Raw genomic sequence first — 17,240 nt, 5'->3', positions numbered from 1 at the left:
AAATAGATAATGCGTGATAAATTAAAAATAGCAATTTATTCTGGAGTTATTCCTTCATCTACTTTTATAGAGCGCTTAATTAATGGCTTAGCTTCTAAACATGCCTGTGAAATTTATCTTTTTGGAATTGTAAAAAACAAGAGCGATTATCACGCTAATGTTACCATTGCTGGTTTTAAAAATAAAAAATGGTATAAAATTATTCATTTAATCAGATACAGTGTTTTGCTATATCTTTTTAGACTAAAGGATAAAAAAAAGTTAGATGCCATTTTAAAGTCTCAAGATAGAAACACATTGCTTGATAAAATAAAATTCTATCCTGTGTTATGGCACAAGCCAGATGTTTTTCATTTGCAATGGGCAAAAGGATTAAAAGATTGGATTTGGGTAAAGGAATTTGGTATAAAGTTAGTATTGAGTTTAAGAGGAACGCAGATTAATTTTTCGCCTATTGTAGATTCTAGTGTTAGAGCAGCTTATAAGACCTATTTTCCTAAAGTAGATATGTTTCATGCAGTGTCTAAAGCGATTGCTTTAGAGGCTGAAAAGTATGCTGCAAAACAAGAGAAAATTAAAGTTATTTATAGTGGCTTACATTTAGAGCCTTTAACCAATGCGATAAAAAAGGACGATTCGGTATTTAATATTTTATCGGTTGGTAGACCACATTCTATTAAAGGTTATACTTATGCTTTAGATGCTTGCAAACTATTAAAAGATAATGGTGTAAAATTTAAATACACCATAATTGGTGCGCAAGGAAATATACAATTAGCCTACCAAATTAAAGATTTAGGACTAGAGGCTGAAGTGGTTTTATCTAAGCAAAAGCCGTTTGATACAGTGCAAAAAATGATGCAATCTTCAAATGTATTAGTGTTGCCAAGCTTAACAGAAGGCATTGCTAATGTTGCATTAGAAGCAATGTCATTACAAACACTTGTACTTACAACAGATTGTGGCGGAATGACTGAAGTGATACAAGATTCGTATAACGGATTTGTAGTTCCTATTCGTAATTCTGAAAAATTAGCCGAAAAATTGATAGAGATCAATACAATGCCAAAAAATGAGCAGTTAAAAATTACTCAAAATGCGTTAAAAACTGTAAAAGAACAACATAATGAAGCGCAAATGCTAGCAAAAATGTTTGAGCTATATAAAAATGTATAATGTAATACATGCATAAAACACATCAACATAAAATAACCATCGGACTTGTACTTACTACAGTGCCAAGATATTCTGAAACCTTTTTTAGAAATAAAATAAAAGGGTTACAAAACAATGGTTTTAATGTGATGTTGTTTGTTGATTATGTAGAAGAAGGTGACCTCAATTTTCCGTGTACCATTGTTAAATCTTCAAATTTTAATAGCAATAATCCATTGCGCTCTATTTTTAATAGCTGTACATCAATTTTAAAGAGTTTGTTGTTGCATCCTAAGCGTAGTTTTAAATTATATCAGTTAGATAAAAAAGATGGTTTATCTTTCAAAAAAAGGATAAGAAATGTAATAGTTAATGAGTTTCTACTAACAAAACAATTAGATTGGTTGCACTTTGGCTTCGGAATGTTAACCAATAACAGAGAAAATGTAGCTGAAGCAATAAATGCTAAAATGGCAGTAAGTTTTAGAGGTTTCGATTTGTATCTATCTCCTTTAAAACATAAAAACTGTTATGATAGGCTCTTTTTAAAAGAGGTGAAATATCACGTGCTGTCTCAAGAAATGAAGCAAGACGTAATAAATTTTAACGTATCTGCTAATAAAATTGAAGTCATTCCTCCAGCAATAAATATCGATTTTTTTAAACCTCAAACCATTCGTAAAAGTAATGAAGTTGTAAACATTGTAACTGTTGCAAGATTACACTGGAAAAAAGGAATTGAATATACACTACAAGCCATTCATCAATTAAAACAAAAAGGAATTAATTTTCATTATACAGTTATTGGTGATGGTGGTCAGTTTGAGCGTTTAACTTTTGCAATTTACCAATTAGGTCTTCAAGACAACGTAACTCTAGCAGGAAAGCTGCCACAAGAAACCGTAAGAAAGCATTTAGAGCAATCTGATATTTACATTCAGTATAGTGAGCAAGAAGGCTTCTGTAATGCAGTTTTAGAAGCTCAAGCTATGGGTTTAATGTGTATTGTGTCTAATGCTGAAGGATTGAGTGAAAATGTTTTGAATGAAAAAACAGGATGGGTTATTCCAAAACGAAATCCGAAACTATTAGCAGATAAAATTGTTGAAGTCATTAATCTTAGTTCAAGTAAAAAACAAAACATTAAAGAAACAGCTATTAATCGCGTGAGAGAAGAGTTTAATCTTCAAAAACAAAATGCATCTTTTGTTCGTTTTTATAAAGATTGATTTTGTGCACTAAAAATTTGAGGCAGCTTTTTATAAAACTAGATGGTTATTTAATTCATTATCTATAATATTGTAGTTACAAATAAGATCATAACATTTATGACAAACTACGAATTTATGCGCTGGGCAACGTTCTCTATCATGCCTACACATTTAGTTACTGTGCGTAATGACATTAAACGACTTATAAAGTCTAGTAAAAGCAACAAATCAAAAATGTCTGTATTAGATGTAGGAGGCAGAAAATCACCTTACACTATAAACATACCAGCCAACATAACATTGTTAGATGTACCTCAAGAAAGTGGTACTCGTGAAGAGCTAAATTTAGGGTTTACCAAAAACATATTAAAAACCATTCAAAAAAAACGAAGTAACATCAAAGACCTTGTAGTTCAAGATATGACTGAATCTACACTGGAAGATGCTTCTTATGATGCTGTGGTTTGTATTGAAGTAATAGAGCATGTTGAGAAAGATGATATCTTTGTGAAAAATATTTCAAAAGCAATAGACAAAGGCGGTTGGGCTTATTTTACAACACCTAATGGAGATTTTATAAAAAATGAAGGTCCAGATAAAAATCCTGATCACGTTAGGCATTATACTAGACAAGAATTACAAACGCTACTCGAAAAGTATTTTGACTCAGTAGATGTACATTATGCTGTAAAGACTGGAAAGTATAGAGTACAAGGTTTAAAAAGTTATAGTTTAAAAAATCCGATTGGCTTAATTAAGTCAGTTTTTTCTAATATCATCAATAGATTTCAATCTAAAAATAGTGCAAATTCAAAAGTGAATACAGCACATTTAATTGGAATAGCTTATAAGTAGAATTCGCATTAGCATACATTACAGTTATGATTATAAAAAAGCTATTAAAAAAAATATATTATACGTTAAATCTTGATGCTTCAAAACATATAGAAACTAGCTTGTGTGGTGTGCCACTTAAAACGGTTTCTGGAACCATAAGAAAACATGTAGATCAAGACGATGCGTGGTGGTTTTATTTATCTAAGCACCATGAGGTTATTTTTGATATTGGAGCTAATATTGGTTATACAGCATTACTGTCATTAATTCAAAACCCAAAGCGACAAATTGTGCTTGTAGATCCTAATCCTGAAGCATTAGAAAAAGCAGCAGCAAACATTATAAGAAATAACTTAGGAAGTAGAGCTCAATACCTTACAGCTTTTGTAGGTAATACTTTAGACGACACTGTTAAGTTTTATACAGTAGGAGCTGGAGCAGCTGGAAGCATGTACGAATCTCATGCAGAAACTGCAGCTTCAATGAATTCCTTTTTAGAAGTAAGAACAGTAACGCTAGATTATATTTATTCATTTTATAATATAAAACCAGATTTAGTTAAAATTGATGTAGAAGGAGCAGAAACACTCGTAATGCAAAAAGCTAAAACACTTGCAAAAGAAACACAGTGTAGCTTTTTTATAGAAATGCACAATGTCGAAAACTTAGGAATGGAAGCCGCAGGACAACTCATGTTAGATTGGTGTAAAGAGATGAATTATAAAGCTTGGTATCTTAAAACAGGTGAAGAGTTAATAACAGCCGAAACCATTAAGAATAGAGGAAAATGTCATTTGTTATTACTTCCAAAAGAAAAAGCTTATCCAGAATATCTAAAAGGAATCACTCAAAATCATAAACTGCCAGAATCAATCTAAAATTAGTTTTATAAATCAAAATGGTCTTAAATAAAAAACATTTCTTTTAGATTAATATTAGAGAATAAGATGCTCTTTAAGTTTTTAAAATACCTTCAGCCAACGCATTATTTTCAATGCTATACCAATACAGGAAAATCTATATTTCCTATTGCTGAAAATTTGCCAGAAGAAGTTATTTCAAAACTTACAATGGATGAAGGGTTTATCTCAAAACAAGCAAGAGCATACGATTTATCATGGCAAGCTGTTCAAAAAGGATACATTGGAAATGTAGCTACTTATACTAGTTTTACTGAAGTAGATATACAGGATAACTATCATTTTATTAGAAAATACTTTAACAAAGCTTGGGTGTTTTATGTTTTAATATTACGATTACTATCATTTAAAAATCCATTCAAAGAAATTAATTCTTGGTATAAAACTAGAAATGTATCTAGAGTGCAAATTAATAATGTTAATTTGTATGATGTTGATTATAAGAGCTTCCAATCAAGTTTAATAGAACGTAATCCAAAAGTAAGTGTTGTGATTCCAACGCTAAATAGATATACATATTTAAAAGATGTATTGTTAGATTTAGAACAACAGGATTATAAAAATTTTGAGGTTATTGTTGTGGACCAATCAGATGCGTTTAATGAAGCGTTTTATAAAGATTTTAAATTACATCTTAATATTATTCAACAACAAGAAAAGGCCTTGTGGTTGGCTAGAAATAATGCTATAAAAAACGCTAAAGGTGAATTTATTGCTTTATCTGAAGATGATGTAAGAATCAAACAAGATTGGATTTCATCACATTTAAAATGTTTAGATTACTTTAATGCTCAAGTGTCTGCTGGTGTGTTTTATCCTAAAGGAGGTCAAATTCCTGAAGCTCGTTCGTTTTTTGCAGTTGCATCGCAGTTTGCTACTGGTAATGCAATGCTGTATAAAAGTGTTTTTAAAACCGTTGGATTGTTTGACCGTCAGTTTGAAAAGCAACGAATGGGAGACGGAGAATTTGGAATGCGATTGTATCTTGAAGAACTGAAAAGTGTTTCTAATCCGTTAGCATCCTGTGTAGATGTTAAAGCTGGAACTGGAGGTTTAAGAGAAATGGGAAGTTGGGATGCTTTTAGACCTTCCAACTTTTTTGCAGCAAGACCAATACCAAGCGTATTATATTATTTCAGAACATATTTCGGTAATGCATCTGCAAGATTGGCATTGCTTAGAACGATACCAATATCAATATTTCCTTATCAGTTTAAAAAAAATAAACCCTTATTATTAATTGGGTTAGTTGTGACTATTTTGATTTTACCAATCGTGATATTTCAAGTATCGAAATCTTGGTATCTGTCCAGTAAAAAATTAAAAGAAGGCGCTTTAATCGAGTCATTGGTATGAAAGCATCAAAGCCAAATATTTTAATTGTCACATCAGAATTTCCGCCACAACCTGGAGGAATAGGGAATCATGCCTATAATTTGGCATTGCATTTAAGTAATATTGGATACAAAATTAGAATAATCGCAGACCAACGTTCGCAAACGGGTTCTGAAGAATTAGATTTTGATGCTACTTTACCTTTTTATGTAGAACGTATTACGTTGCATAAGTTTCGATTTCTCATGTATATTAAGAGAATTGTGAAGACGTTTAAATACATGAAAAGCACAACACATTGTATTGCAACAGGAAAGTTTTCGCTATGGAATGTCGCTTTTTCTAGGCTTTTTTTTAAAAGAAAAATCATAGCTGTTGCTCATGGAACTGAAGTTAATTTTAAATCGACTTTGTTACGTGGTTCTATAAACGCTTCATTAAAACGATTTAATGTTATTGTTGCAGTATCTAATTACACCAAAAGTCTAGTAAGTCATTTAAATAAAGCTATTGTTGTGATTCCTAACGGAATTACAACTTCAGAATGGGAGAATTCTAAGAGTGAAATTACTCTAAAAGGTCAGCCTGTTTTAACAACGGTTGGTCGTGTAAGCTCCAGAAAAGGGCAACTAAATGTGATTAAACATCTTCCAGAATTAATTAAGAAATTTCCAGAAATACATTACCATTGTATTGGTATTCCAACCGAAGCTGAAGCGTTTATGACCACTGCTAAATCTTTAAAGGTTGAGTCTTATATTACATTTCATGGCAGTGTAGATGATTCTAAATTAAAGCAGTCTTTAGAAGCTACAGATATTTTTGTAATGTTAAGTTCAGAAACTAATACAGGTGATGTTGAAGGCTTCGGAATTGCTATTTTAGAAGCAAATGCAATGGGAATTCCTGCAATTGGAGCCAAAGGTTGTGGTATTGAAGATGCTATAAATTCAAATCATTCTGGAATTTTAATTGATGCAAATAATGCCAATGAGTTTGCTGAAGCTGTTCAGCAAATTATTGAAAACAAGTCTAAATTTAATAATGAAGCCAAAACTTGGGCTAATGCTCATGATTGGAAATATATTATAAAACGATACGAAGAATTATTATAGAAATTTAAACACTAAGTAATTACAACCAATGTTTTTTAACTCCATAGACTTTGCTATTTTTCTACCAATCGTTTTTGTACTGTATTGGTTTGTGACTAATAGAAATTTAAAGTTACAAAATGTATTACTTGTGGTTTCTAGTTACGTTTTCTACGGATGGTGGGATTGGCGATTTTTATCTTTAATTTTATTTAGTACTGCTGTTGATTATTGTGTTGGAAGAGCCTTAGCCAACCAAGAAGTTGTACTGAAACGTCGCGCATTGCTTTGGACGAGCATTCTTGTAAATATTGGCTTTCTAGGATTTTTTAAATACTATAATTTCTTTCTAGATAATTTTGTATCTGCTTTTTCTTTCTTCGGAACAACTATTAATGTCAACTCATTAAACATCATTTTACCTGTTGGAATTAGTTTTTATACGTTTCAAACACTCAGTTATACCATTGATGTTTATAAAAGAAAACTAAATCCGACTAGAGATTTTATAGCCTTTTCTGCTTTTGTAAGCTTTTTTCCGCAGTTAGTTGCTGGACCAATTGAGAGAGCGACTAATTTATTGCCTCAATTTTATAAAAGCCGAACATTTGAATACAATAAAGCTGTAGATGGTTTGCGACAGATACTTTGGGGAATGTTTAAAAAAGTAGTCATTGCAGATAATTGTGCTAAATATGCTAACTACATATTTAATAATTCTGACGATTTAAACGGAAGCACTCTAGTGTTAGGTGCTGTGTTCTTTACCTTTCAAATTTATGGCGATTTTTCAGGATATTCTGATATTGCAATAGGAGTATCGCGATTGTTTGGGTTTGATTTGAAACAAAATTTTGCGTTTCCATATTTTTCAAGAGATATGTCAGAATTTTGGAGACGATGGCATATGTCATTATCAACATGGTTTAGAGATTATCTTTATATTCCTTTAGGAGGTAGTAGAGGTCAATTAAAAACTACAATTAGAAATGTATTTGTCATTTTTACTGTTAGTGGCTTTTGGCATGGAGCGAATTGGACCTTTATAGTTTGGGGAGTTTTAAATGCCTTATATTTTTTACCAATACTACTTACTAAAAACAACCGAAACCATTTAAATACAATTGCCGAAGGTAGATATTTACCAAGTCTAAAAGAGTTTGGTTTAATGCTAATAACATTTGGTTTAACCGTTTTTGCTTGGATATTTTTTAGAGCAGAAAACATACATCACGCATTTAGCTATATCTCAACAATATTTTCAAGCTCACTTTTTAATGCGCCTTATTTTAAAGATGGAACCCTTGCCATACCTACTATAATATTAATTGTTTTCTTTTTATGTGTTGAATGGTTTGGAAGAGAAAATAAATATGCGATTGAACAGATGTTTACAAAAAGCAAGTGGAAGAGTTGGTGCTTTTATTATTTAATAGTTATATTGATTTTTGTTTTTGCAGGATCTAAACAGGAGTTTATCTATTTTCAATTTTAATGAAGAAATTTTTATTAAAAATATTCGTTTTTGCGCTTCCTATTATTATAACTGCTTATTTTATTGATGTTTTTATTTCTACTAATCTGAAAAAATCTAATGGGTTTGCATTTAAAGAATATACTACTTGGAATGCGGTTTTAGATGGCAAATTAGAAGCAGATGTACTCATCTACGGAAGCTCTCGTGCTTGGGTTCATTTTGATCCTAAAATAATTGAAGATTCATTAAATCTTTCAGTCTATAATCTTGGTATAGATGGTAATACGTTTAATATGCAACATCTAAGGCACAAGCTTGCTTTAAAGCATAATAAGCAGCCAAAATTGATAATTCACTCCATTGATGTCACAACTTTGCAAAAAGGAAATTTTTTCAATTCAAAACAGATATTGCCTTACATGTTATGGAATAATGACTTTTTTGAGGCGACTTCAGAGTATCCTAATTATTCTTATTTTGATTATAAATTACCACTCATTCGATATCAATCTAAAACAGATGCAATCACAATGGCATTGAATATGAGTTTAGGAACTCAAAGTAATGAACCAGAAAGAATTAAAGGCTATGAAGGACAGGATAGAACATGGAATTCAGATTTTAAAAAAGCCAAAAAAAAAATGAAAAAGTATGAAATTGAATTTGATAGCGATTTAGAGCAAAAATTTAATGCGTACTTAAAAGAGTGTAAAGACAAAAATATTGAAGTACTCTTTGTATATTCTCCAGTATATATTGAAGGACAAGAGTTTATTAAAAACAAAGAAGGTATACTAGATTATTATAAATCGCTTGCTGAAGCATATGATTTCTTATTTTTCGATTTTAGTGAAGATGAGCTATGTTACGATAAAAAGTACTTTTATAATGCGAGGCATTTAAATAAACAAGGTGCTGAGATTTTTTCAAGAAAAGTAGCTAATCTTATTAAAAAGGAAGATGTATTAATCAAGAGAATTCATAATTAGAAAGCAGAAAGCGAGTTAATATCATTTTAAATGCAGAAAAAACTAACCATAATTTCACATACAGAGCATTACAAAACTCTCGAAGGTCAAATTGTTGGTTTAGGTGCAACAGTCACAGAAATTAATCATTTAATTGATGTGTTTGATGAGATTACTCATGTAGCGATGTTGCATGATTTGGCTCCTCCACCAAGTTCATTACCTTACACATCAAAAAAAATCAAATTTGTTGCATTACCTGCATTGGGTGGACCAAAGATTACCGACAAACTAACAATCATTTTCAAGGCTTATTCAGTTTTAAAAGTAATTAGAAAAGCTATTAATGAAGCAGATTATTTTCAGTTTAGAGCACCAACAGGAATAGGAGTTTTTGTTATTCCGTATCTAATGTACTTTAGCTCAAAAAAAGGCTGGTTTAAATATGCAGGCAATTGGAAACAAGAAAATGCACCCATTGCATACAGCTTTCAGCGTTGGTTGTTAAAACATCAAAAACGTAAAGTGACTATTAATGGTCAGTGGGAAGACCAACCACACCAATGCTTAACTTTCGAAAATCCTTGTTTGACTAATCAAGAAATTGTAGATGGAGAAGAGATGATTAAAAACAAAGTTATAAATCATAAAGGATTTGATTTTTGTTTTGTTGGTCGATTAGAAGACGAAAAAGGAGTAGGTTTATTGATTGATGCTTTTAAGGGTTTAGAGGAAAGATTAAAACAAGGCGTTAATAAAATACATATTGTTGGTAATGGTAAGGCTATTAATTTGTATAAAGAAAGAGCACATGAGAGTGATTTAAACTTTGTGTTTCATGGTTTTTTATCACGTGTTGATGTTCATAACATATACAAACAATCGCATGCAATATTGTTACCATCTGCTTCTGAAGGATTTCCAAAAGTAATTGCAGAAGCGATGAATTATGGTTGTTTGCCAATAGTTTCTAATATATCGTCGATAGATAATTACATAAAAAATGAAGTTAACGGGTTTTTATTTTATCCAATAACTATGGAAAATTTGCAGAGACAGATAGAAACACTACTAAGTTTATCAGCAGAGCAATATGTAAAAATGATTAATGCCAAAAGAAACGCTATTCAAAAATTCACTTATGAGTATTACAATACTAGAGTGGTTAATGATTTAATAGATAGCTGTTTATGATTTTATAAATAGGAGTCTGATTTATACTATAAATAGTATCATTATTTTAAAACATTGATTTCAATACTGTTAAGTTATAATTAATTAGGTCTAACAAAAAAAAAATTTTACATTTATCAACTTCTTTAAATTTAATATTGATCAATGATTAAAAAGTTACTTTGGGTATTTAAAAGACATCCATTTTTATACATAGCTCGTTTTAAATTGCTGTCTAAAAATTCTAGCATTGAAGATATTGATAAAATTTGTTATAATGATTTGAACCCTAAAAATCATATTCCAGATTATTTTAAAGAAGTTAATAACATCATTTTTTCAGCCCATAAACCAGAATCTGATTTAGAACTTGTTAAAACATTAAATATTTGGTTAAATAATAATATTAAAGGAGGTCCAGGTTTGAGTGAGCCTTCTGAGAATGCACTAAAGATAATGTTAGAGGGGAAAGGAGGAGTTTGCAGCGATATGGCTCAAATTTTTAATAATTTTGGTGTAATAAATGATATTAAGGTTCGAGAATGGGGAAACACTAGAGCGCCATTTGATGAAAGTTATGGAGGACATTCATTTAACGAAGTCTTTATAAAAGATTTAAATAAGTGGATTCTTGTAGATACATCTTCTAGCGTAATGTTTTATCATAATGATATGCCATTATCTGTTTTAGAATTATATCAATTAATTAATGAAAATAAAGAAATCAAGTTTAAGTCTTTTAATACTCTAAAAGTATTAGATGAAAATAATATTAAAAGAAACTATTTAAATCCAGATACTATTCCTTTTTTGGTGTGTAATTATTCTAATAAAACGTATGATGCCTTTTTAAAATATACTAGGCCTTATATACCTATATTTGTTACACATTTTATATTATTCATTTTTGGAAAGAGTTATTATTATCGCTTTCCTTTAGGAGACTATAAAAAAATATTTCTAAAAAAAAGCCAGTAATTTCTCGAGGTTTAATTTTTTATTTTAAGCAAGTTAATTAACTATTGAAAACAGATGTTACTTATATAAATGCTATTGGACTGCATGTTGTAATAGGTATGCTGGTTTATTTTAATGAGGGTTTGGCTAAAATCTATTTTTTGGCTGCTTTTAGTTACTTTCTTGCTAAAATTCTTTTAGCTCCTAAATCCTCTAAAACATACCATGTATTAACTGCATGCGCTTATTTTGTTGGAGCAGAAGTATTGTTTAGAATGACTAAAGGCTCTATTTCATATGAAGCAGGTAAATATTTGGTGATATTTTTTGTGATGTTAGGTATGTTCTATAAAGGAATTTCAGGTAGTGGATTCCCTTACTTTTTATATTTAATGTTGTTGGTGCCATCTATATTTGTAGCATCTACGACATTAAGTTTTGATGCAAATTTTAGAACAAATATTGCTTTTGTATTAAGTGGTCCAGTATGTCTAGGTGTTGCAGCTTTATTTTGTTATGGTAAAAGAGTAAGTGTCGAACAAATTAATAGAATACTATTATGTATGCTATTGCCTATAATATCACATACCATTTATATACTATTTTATAATCCTAGTGTAAAAGATGTATTGTCAGGAACAGGATCTAATAGATCGGCTTCAGGTGGTTGGGGAGCAAATCAAGTATCTACAATTTTAGGATTAGGTATGTTTATTTTGGTAGTACGATTGTTTACAAAGTCTCCTAATTTAGGCCATAAGATTTTAAACATAGGTTTGTTTTCAGTAATAACATATAGAGCTGTAGTGACTTTTAGTCGTGGAGGAGTAGTAACAGCAGCCATGGCTGCTTTAGCCTTTTTGGTAATTTATTATTTTAAAGTATCTCGAAAAAGAAAAAATGAAGTCATATTGCTTTTTACGGTGTTTGCTTTTGTGTCTGTAGCAACTTGGATGTTTAGTTCTAATCAAACCGATGGTTATATAGACTTAAGATATACTAACAAGGATCATTTAGGTAGAGACAAATCAGATATTACAACAGGAAGAGGAGAATTATTTCTTGGAGAGCTAGAAGGTTTTATTTCTAATCCCTTTTTTGGTATTGGTTCTAGTCGTGCAAAAGATCAACGTATTGAAGTTGAAGGTCAAGGTGTTACATCTCACAGTGAGGTTAGTAGAACTTTAGCTGAGCATGGAATTTTAGGCGTTATAATGTTACTTATTTTAATATTTAAACCCTTAGATTTGAGATCAAGAAATAAGAGTAATTACTTTTTCTATGCATTTCTATGTTTTTGGTTTGCAACGATTAATCATTCATCTATGCGATTAGCTACTCCAGCTTTTATATATGCATTAGCGCTTTTAAATATTACTGATGGAAAACGTCCTATACATAGGAAACAACTTAAACAACAAAGTATCTAATTTATCTGGAATACAAACTTTAGGCTCTTTGTTTGAAAGCGAAGGTTTTTGTGTTTATTATGCATCTTCAAAGTCTAATAAATTGTTGAGGTTGTTAGATATGGCTTGGACGTGCATAAAATTATCTAGAAAAATTGACATTGTTTTAATAGATACATATAGTACTCAAAATTTTTATTATGCTTTGTTAATTAGTCAGTTATGTCGAATTTTAAATGTCAATTATATCCCAATTCTTCATGGAGGGAATTTAGCCTCAAGATTAAAAAACAATCCGTATTTAAGTCGCCTTATCTTTAAGAATGCTAAACGTAATGTATCTCCTTCAATGTTTTTAAAACAGATATTCGAAGACGCTGGATATAATGATATTACTCATATTCCTAATACAATTAAAATTGATGATTATAATTTTGCAACCAGAGTATATGAAGCACCTAAATTGCTTTGGGTACGTTCGTTTTCTAAAATTTATAATCCAGAATTAGCTATTCATGTATTACATAAGTTGAGCGAATCTTATCCTAATGCTAGTTTATGTATGGTTGGTCCTGATGCTGATGGATCTCAAAAAAGTGTTGAATCCTTAGCAATGAAACTAAACTTAAAGGTGAAATTTACTGGTAAATTAGAAAAAAAAGAATGGATTGATTTATCAAAAGATTACAATGTGTTTATAAATACAACTAACTTCGACAATATGCCTGTTAGTGTTATTGAAGCGATGGCTTTAGGATTACCAGTAGTTTCTACTAATGTTGGAGGATTACCATATTTAATTGACAATGATGTTGATGGAATACTCGTTGCTCCAAACGAACCTGAACAAATGACAACTGCCATTATTTCTGTGATAAATAATTTTGAAAAAAGAGAAAAACTGATTAAAAGTGCTAGAAATAAAGTAGAAAAATTTGATTGGAAACAAGTAAAACAAGTTTGGTTTAAAGCATTAGATTTGAATTCATGTTAAAAGTTATTTTTACTTGTTATATTTATCAATAATTTGAAGAATGACTAAGAAAAAAGGCATACATTTCGAAATATCAGAACGTAAGATTCTCTTGCGTATTTTTGATATCATATCTATTTTCTTTGGCCTATATATTATTGAGTTATTTCTAGATTTCGATTATTTAATGATTAATAATCGAAATAGTGTAGCGTTATATGTATTGGTGCTATATATTACTGTTTTTGGAACCATTTTTGAAATTTATGACCTTCAAAAATCTGATAAACTAGATGTTACTTTTAGAAATATTGTAATTACAGTTTCAACGACTGTTTTGTTTTATCTGTTAACTCCTTTCTTTACACCATCATTACCCGAAAATAGGTTGCAAATTCTTTACTTTTATTTAACTATAATCGTCATGTTATTTTTATGGCGACTCATATATACAACCTTCATTTCTTCGCCACGATTTTATAAAAAAGTAGTCTTAGTTGGCGAAATTTCTAATATTGAAAACATTATTAAACCTTTAAAAGAAACAGACCCAAACTACAAGATAATTGGATTTATTAATTGCGAAAAAGAAGCTAACAAACCGATTAAATTTAAGGGTTTAAAAGAGTTTCAGCCTCATGAGCTTATGGATGTGATTCAGAAGCATAAAATATCTGAAATTTTAGTCGCTAGTTACAATTCTGAAACCATAACTCCCGAAATATATCACGATTTAATAAATTTATTAGAACACGGCTTTACAATACGAGAATACACTCAAGTTTACGAGGAAATCACTTATCGCGTGCCAATACAGTTTGTAGGAAAAGACTTTTATAAATACTTTCCGTTTAGTAGGAGCAATCAAAATACGTTATACTTATTTTTTCACAGAACGTTTGATATTCTCTTTTCAATTATTGGTTTGTTAATAGGAATACTTTTATTACCAATTATTCTAATAGGAAATCTTATAGCTAATAAAGGACCATTATTTTACTCTCAAGAGCGTGTTGGTAAAAACGGAAAGGTATTTCAGATTAAGAAATTAAGGAGTATGATTGTTAATGCTGAAAGTGATGGAGCAAAATGGGCTGAAAAAAATGATGTTAGAATCACCAAGTTTGGTAAATTTTTGAGGCGCTCTAGACTAGATGAAATTCCTCAGTTTATTAATGTTTTAAAAGGAGAAATGAGTATCATTGGACCAAGACCTGAACGTCCGTTTTTTGTTAATGAATTGTCTAGAATTATACCATTTTACGAAACAAGACATATAGTTAAACCTGGACTTACAGGTTGGGCTCAAGTAAAAACAAGATATGGCTCATCAGTTGACGATAGTTTAATGAAGTTACAATACGATTTATATTATATCAAACATCGAAGCGTGTTTTTAGATTTAAACATCGTAGTAAAAACCTTAAGCACAATACTGTATTATCGTGGACAATAAAAAGTTTATGCTTTGCTTAAAAAATTATAGATGTAGATATATCTATAAAGCAAAGCAATAAGTAATGGAATTAAAGCTATTGCAAATACCTGAACACCAATAATCCAATGCAAGGTAATTAAGCCAAACATGATGATTAAAAACTTTAAATAACTTTTAAACCAGTTTTTTATCTTCGGTTTTAATAGTTGACCAATCACTAGTAAGTTTAATGGAAAAGCCCATAAAATATTATAGTTTTGAGCTGTTGCAGAATGATTAGTGCCAAACCATAAGAGTAACATCAAGACTCCTAAAACACCTGTAATTCCGAAAACAAAAACATCTAACCATTTACTGCGTTTGTGTTGTTTTTTATCCTTGTAAGTGATATAAAGAATAAAAACAGCAATCAAAGTCATTATCATAAAAGGGCTCCATAAAAAGTTTTCAGTATGGTTTTGATGCCTTTTTTTATAAATGGTTTTGCTTTCTTTTACCAAGGGTTTAGAGTTGCTAATTTTTGTTTCACCAAAAAAATCATGAATATACTTAGGTAAAAACATCTGTTCATAAGGTTCTGCTGTTTTATCAATTACAGAGCCTAATGCCATATCTATTCCAAAACTTCCCCAAGTGTTAAGTCCAACATGTTCATGTATAAGTTGCCTAAAAGTTTTTGCTTTGTAGGTTTTAGGCGTTGAAAAGGTAATTGTCTTATCAGAAATATGATTGGTCACATCTCTAATTTTAGTTGCGCAATTATCATAAAAGAAATCATACAGATATCTTCTGTTTTCAGGTTTATAATTATGAACTAAATAATCATATAGCTTTTGTTTTTCTGAAGCCGATAAATTTAAAACCTGCTCTTGTATGGTTCTGTCATAATAGGTGTAGATTTTATAAAAATCTGAAAACGAATGTTTACTAATAAGGTAGTTGAGTTTTCCTTGTGCAAATTTTAAATAAAAATTAGGCGTATCAAAATCATATTCGCCATAACCATATACAACATCTAAACCTAACTGCCTGTCTTTAATTCTGAAACCATTATGACCAAAAGCATCATTGAGATTCGTTCCAGAACCTATAGTTAAAACTGAAATTTCTGCTTGAGGTGATAACTGCCTTTGTTGTCCAAATGTGATTGCGGAAATTAAAAAAGAAAAGAGGAATAAAATATTTAGCTTCATATAGGCGAATGTATTCACTATCTAAAGATACTAAAATCAAGTTTTAAAGAAAATACATTACTATATAATGCAACACTTTGGTCTCCTATATCTGTAAATGCATAATCTATATATATGCCTTTGTATTTAAAACCTAAGCCCAAACTAGGTTGAAAGGTTAGCTTTTCAGAATTATCGAGTTGTAATTCATTTTGAAAATTTCCTACACCACCTCTTAAAAACACTAAATCTGTATAACCAAATTCAAAACCTAAGGCAGGATTAATACTGGCTATAGACGTAGATATAAGATCGTTGTTTTCTTCAAATCTAACATTTAAATCAAAAGACGCTAATAATGAGTAATCGTAATGAAAAATGAATTTTTTAGACATTCCTATTTGTAATTTCGGAATGGTTAGCTCTGTGCTTTCAGGTTCGGTTTGGTTTTGACCTTCAATAGCACTTTGAATGTCTTCAAGTTTATCATCATCAAAAGACCAAGCGTTAAAGGTTGTAGTGATATCTCTTGCCATGATACCAAACTTCCAATCGTTATCATTTTCAAATTGTATTCCTAAATCTAAACCAAAACCCCAAGAACTAGCAAAATCACCAATAATTCGTCTTACCACTTTGGCATTAACACCATAGCTTAAACCAGGTATTGGCAAATTTCTAGCATATGAAAATGTTAAGGCATAATCTGCAGTAGAGAAGAGGCTCACACGATCGTAATTAATATTACCTTGATCGTCAATTAATTGTGTTGTGTCTAAAATATCGTCGACACTAAAACGAATAAGAGATACAGCAATAGCGCTTCTGTCATCTAAAGGTTTTGCAAAGGCTAAATAATTGTAGTTGGCAATATTAGCAAAGTAACTAGAATGCATGGCTGCAAGTTGGTTGTCTTCTAACTCAACTAATCCAGCAGGATTCCAGTAACCAGAGTTTACATCTGAAGTATGTGAAACCACAGCATTACTCATACCAAGAGCAGCAGCATCAACACCAATATTTAAAAATTCATTGGAATATTTGCGAGTAGTTTGAGCAGAGCCTGCCAATGTCATTAATGACAGTATGATGAGTAAGTATGTCTTCAACAGCAAAAATTT

The 17,240-nt window shown here is 30.5% G+C and carries 15 protein-coding genes; 13 read left to right on the top strand and 2 right to left on the bottom strand.

All coding sequences use genetic code 11. The features are described 5' to 3' along the window. The first annotated feature begins 9 nt into the window (after positions 1–9). From ACP15M_RS10080 to ACP15M_RS10020, 13 genes are all read left to right on the top strand, one after another. Entirely contained in the window at positions 10–1,176 is a 1,167-nt protein-coding gene (locus ACP15M_RS10080) for a glycosyltransferase family 4 protein (protein ID WP_425077086.1), read from the top strand. Positions 1,177–1,184: 8 nt separating this feature from the next. Next, complete coding sequence (locus ACP15M_RS10075; protein ID WP_425077085.1) at positions 1,185–2,384, top strand: glycosyltransferase family 4 protein; 1,200 nt, start codon at positions 1,185–1,187, stop codon at positions 2,382–2,384. Between the two features lie 99 nt (positions 2,385–2,483). Beyond that, positions 2,484–3,221: a class I SAM-dependent methyltransferase gene (locus ACP15M_RS10070; protein ID WP_425077084.1), complete on the top strand. Its 738-nt coding sequence runs from the start codon at positions 2,484–2,486 to the stop codon at positions 3,219–3,221. 26 nt (positions 3,222–3,247) lie between these two features. Then, positions 3,248–4,081, top strand: coding sequence for an FkbM family methyltransferase (locus ACP15M_RS10065; protein WP_425077083.1), 834 nt, complete (start codon positions 3,248–3,250; stop codon positions 4,079–4,081). Positions 4,082–4,150: 69 nt separating this feature from the next. Next, positions 4,151–5,479, top strand: a complete 1,329-nt coding sequence (locus ACP15M_RS10060; protein WP_425077082.1) for a glycosyltransferase family 2 protein — start codon at positions 4,151–4,153, stop codon at positions 5,477–5,479. Further along, entirely contained in the window at positions 5,476–6,573 is a 1,098-nt protein-coding gene (locus ACP15M_RS10055) for a glycosyltransferase family 4 protein (RefSeq protein ID WP_425077081.1), read from the top strand. The genes ACP15M_RS10060 and ACP15M_RS10055 overlap by 4 nt, the downstream gene beginning before the upstream one ends. Before the next feature lie 28 nt (positions 6,574–6,601). Then, positions 6,602–8,047, top strand: a complete 1,446-nt coding sequence (locus ACP15M_RS10050; RefSeq protein WP_425077080.1) for an MBOAT family O-acyltransferase — start codon at positions 6,602–6,604, stop codon at positions 8,045–8,047. Continuing rightward, positions 8,047–9,018, top strand: coding sequence for a hypothetical protein (locus ACP15M_RS10045; RefSeq protein ID WP_425077079.1), 972 nt, complete (start codon positions 8,047–8,049; stop codon positions 9,016–9,018). The genes ACP15M_RS10050 and ACP15M_RS10045 overlap by 1 nt, the downstream gene beginning before the upstream one ends. A 30-nt stretch (positions 9,019–9,048) precedes the next feature. Then, a complete protein-coding gene (locus tag ACP15M_RS10040; RefSeq protein WP_425077078.1) occupies positions 9,049–10,191 on the top strand; it encodes a glycosyltransferase in 1,143 nt (380 codons plus the stop codon). Between the two features lie 144 nt (positions 10,192–10,335). Continuing rightward, positions 10,336–11,148 carry a transglutaminase domain-containing protein gene (locus ACP15M_RS10035; protein WP_425077077.1) on the top strand — a complete coding sequence of 271 codons (813 nt, stop codon included), beginning with the start codon at positions 10,336–10,338 and terminating at the stop codon, positions 11,146–11,148. A 44-nt stretch (positions 11,149–11,192) separates the two neighbouring features. After that, positions 11,193–12,557: an O-antigen ligase family protein gene (locus ACP15M_RS10030; protein WP_425077076.1), complete on the top strand. Its 1,365-nt coding sequence runs from the start codon at positions 11,193–11,195 to the stop codon at positions 12,555–12,557. Next, positions 12,508–13,530 carry a glycosyltransferase family 4 protein gene (locus ACP15M_RS10025; RefSeq protein ID WP_425077075.1) on the top strand — a complete coding sequence of 341 codons (1,023 nt, stop codon included), beginning with the start codon at positions 12,508–12,510 and terminating at the stop codon, positions 13,528–13,530. The genes ACP15M_RS10030 and ACP15M_RS10025 overlap by 50 nt, the downstream gene beginning before the upstream one ends. 40 nt (positions 13,531–13,570) lie before the next feature. After that, positions 13,571–14,965: an exopolysaccharide biosynthesis polyprenyl glycosylphosphotransferase gene (locus ACP15M_RS10020; RefSeq protein ID WP_425077074.1), complete on the top strand. Its 1,395-nt coding sequence runs from the start codon at positions 13,571–13,573 to the stop codon at positions 14,963–14,965. Positions 14,966–14,970: 5 nt separating this feature from the next. On the opposite strand, the gene ACP15M_RS10015 is transcribed toward ACP15M_RS10020, so the two are convergent. Next, on the bottom strand, positions 14,971–16,140 hold the full coding sequence (locus ACP15M_RS10015; RefSeq protein ID WP_425077073.1) for a DUF4105 domain-containing protein: 1,170 nt from the start codon (positions 16,138–16,140) through the stop codon (positions 14,971–14,973). A gap of 17 nt (positions 16,141–16,157) precedes the next feature. Beyond that, complete coding sequence (locus ACP15M_RS10010) at positions 16,158–17,228, bottom strand: PorV/PorQ family protein (RefSeq protein WP_425077072.1); 1,071 nt, start codon at positions 17,226–17,228, stop codon at positions 16,158–16,160. Positions 17,229–17,240: the final 12 nt, after the last annotated feature.

It is taken from the genome of Psychroserpens sp. S379A, assembly GCF_049800755.1.
In the GTDB taxonomy this organism is placed as follows: Bacteria; Bacteroidota; Bacteroidia; order Flavobacteriales; family Flavobacteriaceae; genus Psychroserpens.
Note: the sequence above shows the minus strand (reverse complement) of the source record. Positions and strands in the feature narration are given on the sequence as shown.

Excerpts from the sequence above, each read along its gene's own strand:
- ACP15M_RS10025 (WP_425077075.1), top strand. The coding sequence starts at position 12,508 with ATGGAAAACGTCCTATACATAGGAAACAACTTAAACAACAAAGTATCT.
- ACP15M_RS10065 (WP_425077083.1), top strand. The coding sequence starts at position 3,248 with ATGATTATAAAAAAGCTATTAAAAAAAATATATTATACGTTAAATCTT.
- ACP15M_RS10055 (WP_425077081.1), top strand. The coding sequence starts at position 5,476 with ATGAAAGCATCAAAGCCAAATATTTTAATTGTCACATCAGAATTTCCG.
- ACP15M_RS10075 (WP_425077085.1), top strand. The coding sequence starts at position 1,185 with ATGCATAAAACACATCAACATAAAATAACCATCGGACTTGTACTTACT.
- ACP15M_RS10070 (WP_425077084.1), top strand. The coding sequence starts at position 2,484 with ATGACAAACTACGAATTTATGCGCTGGGCAACGTTCTCTATCATGCCT.
- ACP15M_RS10060 (WP_425077082.1), top strand. The coding sequence starts at position 4,151 with ATGCTCTTTAAGTTTTTAAAATACCTTCAGCCAACGCATTATTTTCAA.
- ACP15M_RS10015 (WP_425077073.1), bottom strand. The coding sequence starts at position 16,140 with ATGAAGCTAAATATTTTATTCCTCTTTTCTTTTTTAATTTCCGCAATC.
- ACP15M_RS10080 (WP_425077086.1), top strand. The coding sequence starts at position 10 with ATGCGTGATAAATTAAAAATAGCAATTTATTCTGGAGTTATTCCTTCA.
- ACP15M_RS10050 (WP_425077080.1), top strand. The coding sequence starts at position 6,602 with ATGTTTTTTAACTCCATAGACTTTGCTATTTTTCTACCAATCGTTTTT.
- ACP15M_RS10045 (WP_425077079.1), top strand. The coding sequence starts at position 8,047 with ATGAAGAAATTTTTATTAAAAATATTCGTTTTTGCGCTTCCTATTATT.
- ACP15M_RS10040 (WP_425077078.1), top strand. The coding sequence starts at position 9,049 with ATGCAGAAAAAACTAACCATAATTTCACATACAGAGCATTACAAAACT.
- ACP15M_RS10020 (WP_425077074.1), top strand. The coding sequence starts at position 13,571 with ATGACTAAGAAAAAAGGCATACATTTCGAAATATCAGAACGTAAGATT.
- ACP15M_RS10035 (WP_425077077.1), top strand. The coding sequence starts at position 10,336 with ATGATTAAAAAGTTACTTTGGGTATTTAAAAGACATCCATTTTTATAC.